Consider the following 8,759-nt stretch of genomic DNA (forward strand, 5'->3'; position numbering starts at 1 on the left):
CAGACGGCCGCCCACGCCCTAAGCGACGCGGGCCAACCCTCTTAGAACTGGATGTGGCCGGCCAGGCGCAGGTCGTAGATGTTCAGGCCGTCGCGGGCCTCGGCGCCGGTCTCGAGCGCGAAGCCGCCGGAGCCGTTCTCGCCCTTGAGCGAGAAGTGCGCCGCGAGGCCCTGGCCGGAGATGTCGTCGGAGCGCAGGGTGAAGGCGTCGCCGCCGGACACGAAGCGGGCCGTGGTCACGCCCAGGTTGTCGCTGGCGACGGCCTTGTAGCCGACCAACGCTTCCGGGCCCCAGGACTTGTCCGGACCATAGAGCGCGCCCACCGCGACGCCGGCGAAGGCCGTCAGGCGCGAGGAGGTGCGCGAGGCGACCGCGAGGTCCATGCCGTCGCCGCCGCCGGTCTCGCTATAGGAACCCTCCGCCAGGCGCATGTACTCGAGATTGCCCTGCGGGCGGATGTAGAAGTTGCCAGCCAAGTGGGCCTCATAGCTGACCGCGGCGCGAGCGTTGACGCCGAAGGCCGACCAGCGGCCGGTGGCGGAGCGGTGCACGGCCAGGCCGTCGCCGCCCAGGACGTCGATCACCCGATCGCTGGAGATCTTCACATAGTCGGCGCCAACCCGGGCGTTGGCCGAGAAGCCGCCCTTGGACACCCGCCAATAGACCCCGGCGTCGACCAGGCTGGCGTGCAGGTCCTCGGCGGAGTCGACGTTGTCCGGATAGATCTGGTCGGTGCTGGCGCCGAAGGTCGCGCCCAGGATGCCCAGCGGCGTGCGCGGGACCTCATAGCCGGCCACCACGCCGAAGCTCCAGGCCTTGTAGCCCGGATCGTCGTTCTTGCCGTTGGCGAAGAGGCCGGCGTTGGTCTCCTGCATCCAGAAGCCGCCGCCCTTCGGGTCCTGCCGGTCGTCGAGCGGCCGGGCGAAGGCGCTGACGCTGGCGGCGACCGTGTTGAACACGCTGCCCGAGTGGTTGGGCAGGAGCTGGTTGAAGAGGGTGATCAGGCCGGTCCGGTCGGTCTGGATCAGCAGCGCGCCTTCAAGGCCGGTGTCCTTGCTGATGTTGGCGAGGAGGGGCTCGAACGCCGCCGCCGTGTTCGACGACAGGCCGAGCTGGGCGGCCGTCTTGCGGGTCAAGGTCGCGCTGATCGTGCCCGCCGCGGCGTTGGTGGTCAGGCTGGTGTTGTAGAGGAACGGCGAGGCGCCCAGCAGGGTCGAATCCGCCGCGGTGGAGCTGAGTTGGGTCGCCTGGATCAGGGTGTAGGTGGCCGTGCCGGGCAGGATGGAGGCCAGGCGCACGCCGATCTTGGCGCCGCTGGCGATCGTCGCCACGCCGGCCACGTTCATGTTGGTGGCCTGGCCGAGGGCCGGATCGGCGGTGACAGTCAGAGAGGAGGCCGCGCCCAGGTTCAGGCTGGTCAGCTTCAACTGGCTGGCGTCATTGATCTGCAGCGCGCCGTTGACGACCGAAAGCGCGACCGTGCCGCCGGCGGCGTCGAGGTTGCCCTTGACCGCCGCGCCGTTGTCGATGGTCAGGCTGTTCGCGCCGGCGCCGAGATCCAGGTTGCCGGTCAGCGTGCCGGCCAGGATTTCCACGCGGTCGGCGCCGGAGCCCAGCTTGACGTCGCCGGTGATGGCCGGAATGTCGGTGTCGCCGGTGGGTTCGTCCTGCAGCAGGTGGACGCCGCTGGTGTTGAAATGCAGGTCCAGGGCGATGTTGCGGCCGGTGACCGGGACGCCGGTGGTCGAGAGCGTGCGCGCCGTGGTGATCGTGCCGATGTTCTCGATCTCCGACAGCGTGCCGGAGTTGTCGACCAGCGCGACGACGTCGGCCTTCTGGCCCGCGACAGAGGCGGTCAGGGTCGCGGCGTTCTGGAACACCGATACGATGGAACCGGCGCCGATGATCACGCCCGTGGCGGCTGAGCCCGCGGCGTCGGAATTCATTGCCGAGGCGATGCCGCCTTCGTTGCGGAATACCGGAACGATGACACCGTTCATGGTGATCGCCGTGGAGCTGGCGGCGAAGGACTGCGCGCTGACCGAACCCACGATACGGATGCCGCCGGAGGTGTCGACCGTGCCGCCGCCGGCCACGCCGATCTGCATGCCGGTCGAGGTCACGCCGTCATAGACGCCGCTGCCGCCCACCGAACCCTTGATCTCGATGCCGAAGGCGTCGACGCCAGTCCCGACGTTGCCGATGACGATGTTCTTGCCGTTGCCCGCGCCCACCACCAGGGCCGGAGCCGCGGCGGTCGAGCTGATCGAGCCGGCGACGGTGGTGGCGAGCCCGGTGGTGGCGTCGGTGGTGGTGATCGCATCCACCAGGATGCCGCCGCTGACATTGCCGGCGACGGTGACCGACGCGCCGCTCTGCAGCAGGTCGTCGGCGGTGAGGTGGCCGAGGAAGGTCGGGTCGGTCGACCGCGTCGTGTAGCGGTAGCCGGTGGTGCTGATGGCGCCGTTGATCAGCACCTGCCCGGTGACGTCGCCGCCGAGGTTCACGCCCTGGGTCCCCTGGCCGGAGGCGCTCAAGGTCCCGCTGAGGATCACCCCGTTGCTCACCGCGCCGGTGGTGCGGATGCCGAAGCTGTTGGTCCCCGAGACGGAGATCGTGCCGAGATTGCTCAGCGCGCCGGCGAGGTTGGTCTCGACCGATATCCCCGCCGAATTGTCGCCCTTGATGGTGATGGCGCCGACCTGGCCGTTCGAGATGTCGGCGGTCAGCGTTCCCGGGCCGATGGCGCGGATGCCGAAGCGGCCGGTCCCGCTGGCGAAGGGACCATGCACGATGCCGTTCGAATCGGTCGTCGTGGTCGAGGTGTCATCCACCTCGAGGGTGCCGTTGTTGGTGATCGAACCGGTGTTGGCGCCCTTCGATAGGATGGCGGTCACGTTGTCCAGGTTCTGGAACTCGATCACGCCGTTGTTGGTGACCGCGTTGCTGCTGTCCTGGGTCACCGCCGCGCCGGACGGCGGCTTGATCGAGGCGCCCGAGTTGATGGTCACATCGCCCGCGGTCGAGGTGACGACGGGCGTGGTCCTGTTGTCGCTGATCGTCGTCGACGTGGCGGCGGTCTGGGCCAGGGCCGGCGCGGCCCACAGCAGGGCTGAAGCGCTGACCATGGCCGGTCCAGTCAACAGGACACGCGCGAGGATTCGCCGGTTCGCCGACCCTCTCGGGGGCTCCTGGGCGAGGCTCCGGGCGGCGTCCGGCGAAAAATACCCAGTCATCAACTTTGATCCCTCACGACGGATCGATCGATCGAGCATGATTGTGTCCAGCGAATGACCCAGGCCGACAGATAAGTCGTTTCAGCCAGCCTCGGCCGTCTTGTTTGTTTCACTCTCGTATCGCACGCCGAAACAATCGGCTGAAGGTCCAATTCCCCCGAAATTTGCAGGGCTTAGGCCGCGCGATCATCCCCGGCTGCCGGGGAGCGGCCGCGTGACCCGGAAACCTCATGCGAGGCTTAGATGCAAATATCTTCAACTCCAACAGCTTACGGAGGCGGTGAGGCCCAACGCCTCTTGAACATGCTCCTTCAGCCACAGCAACCGGCTGCCGGGCAAGACCTGCCGGGCGCCACATCTTCGACCGGTTCGACGCCGCCGGCGGCCACCGCCCAGACCACGACCCTGAGCTCGGCCCAATTTGCGTCGGACACCCTGAGTTCGCTGTTGTCGGCGCAGGAAGCGCCGCCCAGCGCCTCCGGCGTCGCCGCCAAGATCATCAGTGTGGCGGACACCAACGGCGACGGCTCGCTCAGCCTCTCGGAAATCGAGAAGGCGATCGGCGCCGACACCACCTCGGGGTCTGACACGGCCTCCGGGACCGATCCGCTCAGCGCGGCCTTCGCTAAGCTCGACACCAATGGCGACGGCGAAATCAGCGCCACCGAGCTGACCAATGACCTTAGCGCCCAGAACGCGGCGCAACAGGGAGCCCAAGGGCCGCAGGGCGCCCACCATCACCACCATCACGGCGGCGGCGGCGGCGGCATGAGCGGTGCGGGCGGCGCTTCCAGCACCGACCTAGCCAGTCAGATCCTTGGGACCGCCGACACCAACAGCGACGGCCAACTGAGCATGACGGAGATCGAGAACGCCCTTGGCGTCACCTCGAGCTCATCCACCACTGCGACGAATGCGCTGACCTCGGCCTTCAACAGCCTGGACAGCAACGGCGACGGTTCGCTCAGCGCCTCAGAACTGAGCGCCGGCATCGACGCCTTCCGGGCGGCGCACCACCGCGGCGGGGCGGAAACCGCCCAGTCCAACCCGGCGACCGTCAGCGCCTGACGCCGACGCGGACGGAGCCTAGAACGGGCTCCAGACGCCGGCGGCGCACCCCAAGCCACACTGTTTCGCCGGCGTGTCCCTGACGTCGTACGCCTCGAAATTCCCCTGGACGGCCGCCGTGCGATCAAGCGACGGGACCAAAGCAGGGAATAGACTTCATGCCATCGAACTTCCGCCAAGCCGCCCTCGTCGCGCTCAGCGCGGCCGCCATCGCGGCGCCCGCCGCATGGGCTCAGGACGAGCACCGCGGCCAACGCCCGACCCCCGATCAGATGCACGCGAGGATGCAGGAGATGCGCGAGGCGCACGAGCGCCAGCGCGCCGCCGACCTACGCACGGTGCTGCGTCTGCGGCCTGACCAGGAGCCCGCCCTCACCGCCTTCCTCGCCTCGCACAAGCGGCCTGAGGGCGGCGGCAAGCCGCCCGGCGAGCACCGCGGTCCGCCCGGCGCGCCGCCGATGGCCATGACCACGCCGCAACGCCTCGACGAAATGGCGCGACGCGATGCGGAACATGAAGCTCGGCGCAAGGCGCACGCCGAGGCGCTGCGCGCCTTCTACGCCGCGCTCAGCCCCGACCAGCGCCAGGTGTTCGACGCCCTGCAGCGGATGCAGGGCGGCCACGAGCACGGCGGCTTCGGCCATCACGGCTTCGGCGGCATGCACGGGCCAATGGGCGGTCCCGGCCGGCCCGGCGGCCCGCCGCCCCGCGACGAGTAGCCGCCGGGCGCCTCGGACGGGTGAGCCGGATTCCGCTTCACCCGGACGCACTGTGGGAGGAATGTGGCGTCGCCGTTGTCGCTGCGACACAATCCTTGGCGAGGAAAGGCCATGAACACTCAAGCCAGCGTCCTGCCCGCCCGCCACATCCTAGTGGTCGACGACGATTCCGAGCTGCGCGAGCAGGTGGTGGGCTATCTGCAAGAGCACGGCTACCAGCTGCATGCGGCCAGCGACGCGGCCACGATGGAGGCGGCCCTGGCGGCCGCGCCCATCGATCTGATCGTCCTCGATGTCATGCTGCCGGGCGAGGATGGGCTGTCGATCTGCCGGCGGCTGTCGGAGACCGGCGGGCCGGCCATCGTCATGGTCAGCGCCATGGGCGACGAGGTCGACCGGGTGCTGGGCCTGGAGCTGGGCGCTGACGACTACCTGCCCAAGCCCTGCAGCCCCCGGGAGCTGCTGGCCCGGGTCCGCGCGGTGTTCCGCCGGCTGGACGAGGTGCGCGGCGGCGCGCCCCGCCGGGGCAAGACCTATCACTTCCAGGGCTTCGTGGTGGACACCCTGCGCCGCCAGTTGCGCGCGCCCAACGGCACCACCATCCTGCTCACCGGTGGGGAGTTCTCCCTGCTCAGCGTGTTCCTGGAGAACCCGCAGCGGATCCTGTCGCGCGACCAGCTGCTGGAACAGGCGCGCGGCTCGCAGACCGAGGTGTTCGACCGCGCCGTCGACGTGCAGATCAGCCGCTTGCGCCGCAAGCTGCACGCCTGCGTCGAGGGCGAGATCATCAAGACCTACCGCGGCGCCGGCTATCTGTTCGACGCCAAGGTCACCCGGGCGTGACCGACACGCCCGCCGCCGCGCCGCGCCGCGCGTGGCCGCGGGCGCCGATCAGCCTGCAGCTGGTGGTCCTGCTGGTGGCGAGCCTGCTGGTCGCCCAGGCGATCAGCTTCGGCGTCATCCTGCTGATCCCACCGCCTCGCCCGCCGGCCTACCGGGTGGCCGATGTGGCCGCGGCGATCCGCGGTGGCGCCTTGAAGACCGGCTTCGGGCGTCCGTTGATCCGCACCACGGCCGCAAGCCTGCCCTCCGAGCTGGTGGCTCCGCACCGGGAGCATAAAGGCACCCTGGCCGCGCTGGCCCGCACACTGGGCGCGCCGGAGAGCCGCGTTCGGCTGGAGGAGCAGAACGGCTCGCCGCTCTGGCGCCTGCGCCGCGCCGTCACCGGGGCCCCGCCGCCGCGCGGGCCGGACCGCGGCGGGCCCATGGGCGCCTCGCCCTTCGAAATGGATCACGGCCCAGCCGATGGCGCCGGCGCGGAGACCGCCGGGCTCCAGGGAACGCCGCCGGCCCAAGGGCGCGCGGACGCGGTTCCCGGCTCTGGGGCGGAGGGCCAAAACGGCTGGACGCGCGGCTATGGCCGCCGGCGGTTCGGCGGCGGGGAGATGCCGATCTTCGGCGATTTCTCGGCGGCGCTGCAGGCCGACAACGGGACCTGGACCGTCGTCCACTCCACGCCCGAGGCCTTCCCCTCGGCCTGGCAGATGCAGGCGTCCGCCTGGCTCCTGGGCGGGTTCCTGCTGGTGGCCTCGGCCGGCTATCTGTTCTCACGCCGCATTTCCGCGCCCCTGAAGCGGTTCGCCGAGGCCGCCGAGACCTTGGGGCGCGACCCGCACGCACCGCAGATGACCTTGAAGGGTCCCGCCGAAGTGGGCGCGGCCGCCCACGCCTTCAACGAGATGCAGGCCCGGCTGAAGCGCTACATCAACGACCGCACGGCCATGGTGGGCGCGATCTCGCACGACCTGCGCACGCCGCTGGCGCGCATCCGCTTCAAGTTGGAGGCGGCGCCGCCACAGTTGAAAGCCTCCGTGCTCTCCGACATCGACCAGATGGAACAGATGATCGGTGGCGTGCTGGCCTTCATCCGCGACGAGGGCCAGCCGCGCCGCCGCGAGAAGCTCGACCTGCTGTCGTTGATCGAATGCGTGGCCGATGACGCGGCCATGGTCGGCGGTCAGGTGGAGATCATCGATGGCGCCGCGACGGTCACGGTCGACGGCGATCCCGTCGCCCTGCAGCGGCTGTTCTCGAACCTGGTGGACAATGCGGTGAAATACGGCGGCGAGGCGCGGATCAATGTGCGCCAGACCGGCGGCGCGGCGGTGGTGGAGATCGTCGATGCGGGTCCCGGCCTGTCGCCGGACGAGTTGGGACGGGTGTTCCAGCCGTTCTACCGCACCGACGCCTCGCGCAATCTGGACAACGGCGGAGTGGGCCTGGGCCTGCCGATCGCCCGCTCGACGGCGCGCGCCCACGGCGGCGACGTGGAGCTGACATCGAAACCCGGCGGCACGACCGCGGTCGTCACCCTGCCCGCGGCGGCCTAAACGTGGGGTGAGGTCAGTCCGTCTTGCGGCCGGTGACCGGGGTGTCCGGATAGGCCAGTTGCTCGCGGGCCATCCACTCGGCGGTGACATAGTTGACGATCAGCGATTTGCGCACGACCGGGATCGGCCGCGGCTCGAAGCCGTGCCAGGTGCGGTCGGAGGGTACGAAGGCCAGCGCGGCGCCGACTTCGAACGGCGCGCGGTGGGCCCAGGTCTGGCCGTCGCTGTAGACGTCCGTGCCCAGGTCCGGCTGGCCGTCGGGGCCGAGGTAGTAGAGCAGGGTGAACTTCTTGACGCCGAGGTCGGTATGCGGCTGCAGCCAGAACCCGTCGGTGTCCTGCGCATATTCGATGCGCAGGCAGCAGCCGTCGAGGCGGGCGCCGGTCACGGCCTCGACCGTGGCCACGGTGTCGGGATGCTGGAAGGCCTCGGCCACGGCGGCGCACACGCCGTGCTTGGCGATGGCCTGAGCATCGACATATGTGCGCGTGTTGTTGTGGATTTCGCGCGAGCCGGATACGCCGTTCAGCGCCGGCGCGGGAAAGGGCAGGGCGTCCATAGCCGCGGCCACGGAGGCGGGCAGGACGTCCCGCAGGATCCAATGGCGGTAGGGTTTGTCCTGCGGGCGCGCAGCGGCGAGGCTTTTGGCGAAGCTGTCGCGACAGGCGTCGCGCGCGGCGGCGATCACGGACGCGGTCTCGCCAGGAGGGTCGAGCAAGGCCAGTGGACTTCTATGCATTGATCTGGTCGCCTCGCCCCGGGGGAGCTCACGCCTGAATGACGTCGCCCATCGACAACCACCTCAGGCCGGCAAATGCAAGGCGCCGTCTGGCCGCAGCCTCGGCCAGCGGGCTCGTGCTGCTGGCCGCCAGCGCGGCGCCGGGCGTGGGATGGGCTGCTGAAACAAGGGTCTTCCGTCTCCCCGCAGAGCCTCTGGAAGCTGCTCTCGTTCGCTTTGCAGTGCAAGGCGGGGTCTCGGTGGGCGGCTTGCCGGTCGCCGGTTGCAGCGGCCGGTCGCGGCCGGTTTCCGGCGCCTTGCCGCCTTCTCAGGCGCTGGGCGCCCTGTTGCCGGCAGGTTGCGGCTTCGAGATGCTCGACGCGAAGAGCTTCCGGATCGTGGCGCGGCCGTTCGCTGCGCCCGTCGCGGCGGCCGGCAGCGGCGCCTCGGAGACCGCGCCGTCGCCGCGGCTCGATGAGCTGGTGGTGACCGCGGAAAAGCGTCCGGAGCTGCTGTCCCACACCGCCTCGGCCATCAGCGTGCTCTCGGCCACCGACGTGGACGCGCTCGGCGGACGCAGCTTCGACGAGGTCGCCTCTCAGGCGGTGGGCGTGGCGGTGACCAACCT

Annotated in this window: 6 protein-coding genes and 1 pseudogene; 5 read left to right on the top strand and 2 right to left on the bottom strand. The window is 70.0% G+C overall.

Going from position 1 to position 8,759, the window contains the following annotated elements:
- Window positions 1-41: 41 nt before the first annotated feature.
- The gene (locus VHS75_RS14755) at window positions 42-3,128 is read right to left on the bottom strand and encodes an autotransporter outer membrane beta-barrel domain-containing protein (RefSeq protein WP_329639372.1); all 3,087 of its coding nucleotides are present in this window, start codon (window positions 3,126-3,128) and stop codon (window positions 42-44) included.
- 411 nt (window positions 3,129-3,539) lie between these two features.
- Between VHS75_RS14755 and VHS75_RS14760 the strand changes: the two genes are divergently transcribed.
- From VHS75_RS14760 to VHS75_RS14775, 4 genes are all read left to right on the top strand, one after another.
- Window positions 3,540-4,304, top strand: coding sequence for an EF-hand domain-containing protein (locus tag VHS75_RS14760; protein ID WP_329639384.1), 765 nt, complete (start codon window positions 3,540-3,542; stop codon window positions 4,302-4,304).
- 158 nt (window positions 4,305-4,462) lie between these two features.
- Entirely contained in the window at window positions 4,463-5,023 is a 561-nt protein-coding gene (locus VHS75_RS14765; protein WP_329639373.1) for a Spy/CpxP family protein refolding chaperone, read from the top strand.
- A gap of 111 nt (window positions 5,024-5,134) precedes the next feature.
- On the top strand, window positions 5,135-5,866 hold the full coding sequence (locus tag VHS75_RS14770) for a response regulator (RefSeq protein ID WP_329639374.1): 732 nt from the start codon (window positions 5,135-5,137) through the stop codon (window positions 5,864-5,866).
- Window positions 5,863-7,413 carry a HAMP domain-containing sensor histidine kinase gene (locus VHS75_RS14775; RefSeq protein ID WP_329639375.1) on the top strand — a complete coding sequence of 517 codons (1,551 nt, stop codon included), beginning with the start codon at window positions 5,863-5,865 and terminating at the stop codon, window positions 7,411-7,413. Before VHS75_RS14770 ends, VHS75_RS14775 begins: the two co-directional genes overlap by 4 nt.
- 13 nt (window positions 7,414-7,426) lie before the next feature.
- On the opposite strand, the gene VHS75_RS14780 is transcribed toward VHS75_RS14775, so the two are convergent.
- Entirely contained in the window at window positions 7,427-8,152 is a 726-nt protein-coding gene (locus VHS75_RS14780; protein WP_329639376.1) for a hypothetical protein, read from the bottom strand.
- Between the two features lie 326 nt (window positions 8,153-8,478).
- Between VHS75_RS14780 and VHS75_RS14785 the strand changes: the two are divergent.
- Window positions 8,479-8,759 (top strand): annotated as a pseudogene (locus VHS75_RS14785) (hypothetical protein); the annotation flags it as partial.

Source organism: Phenylobacterium sp. (assembly GCF_036264965.1).
Taxonomy (GTDB): Bacteria; Pseudomonadota; Alphaproteobacteria; order Caulobacterales; family Caulobacteraceae; genus Phenylobacterium.

Bases quoted from the DNA above. Each gene is read 5' to 3' on its own strand.
- VHS75_RS14755 (WP_329639372.1), bottom strand. From the start codon at position 3,128: ATGGTCAGCGCTTCAGCCCTGCTGTGGGCCGCGCCGGCCCTGGCCCAG.
- VHS75_RS14760 (WP_329639384.1), top strand. From the start codon at position 3,540: ATGCTCCTTCAGCCACAGCAACCGGCTGCCGGGCAAGACCTGCCGGGC.
- VHS75_RS14765 (WP_329639373.1), top strand. From the start codon at position 4,463: ATGCCATCGAACTTCCGCCAAGCCGCCCTCGTCGCGCTCAGCGCGGCC.
- VHS75_RS14770 (WP_329639374.1), top strand. From the start codon at position 5,135: ATGAACACTCAAGCCAGCGTCCTGCCCGCCCGCCACATCCTAGTGGTC.
- VHS75_RS14780 (WP_329639376.1), bottom strand. From the start codon at position 8,152: ATGCATAGAAGTCCACTGGCCTTGCTCGACCCTCCTGGCGAGACCGCG.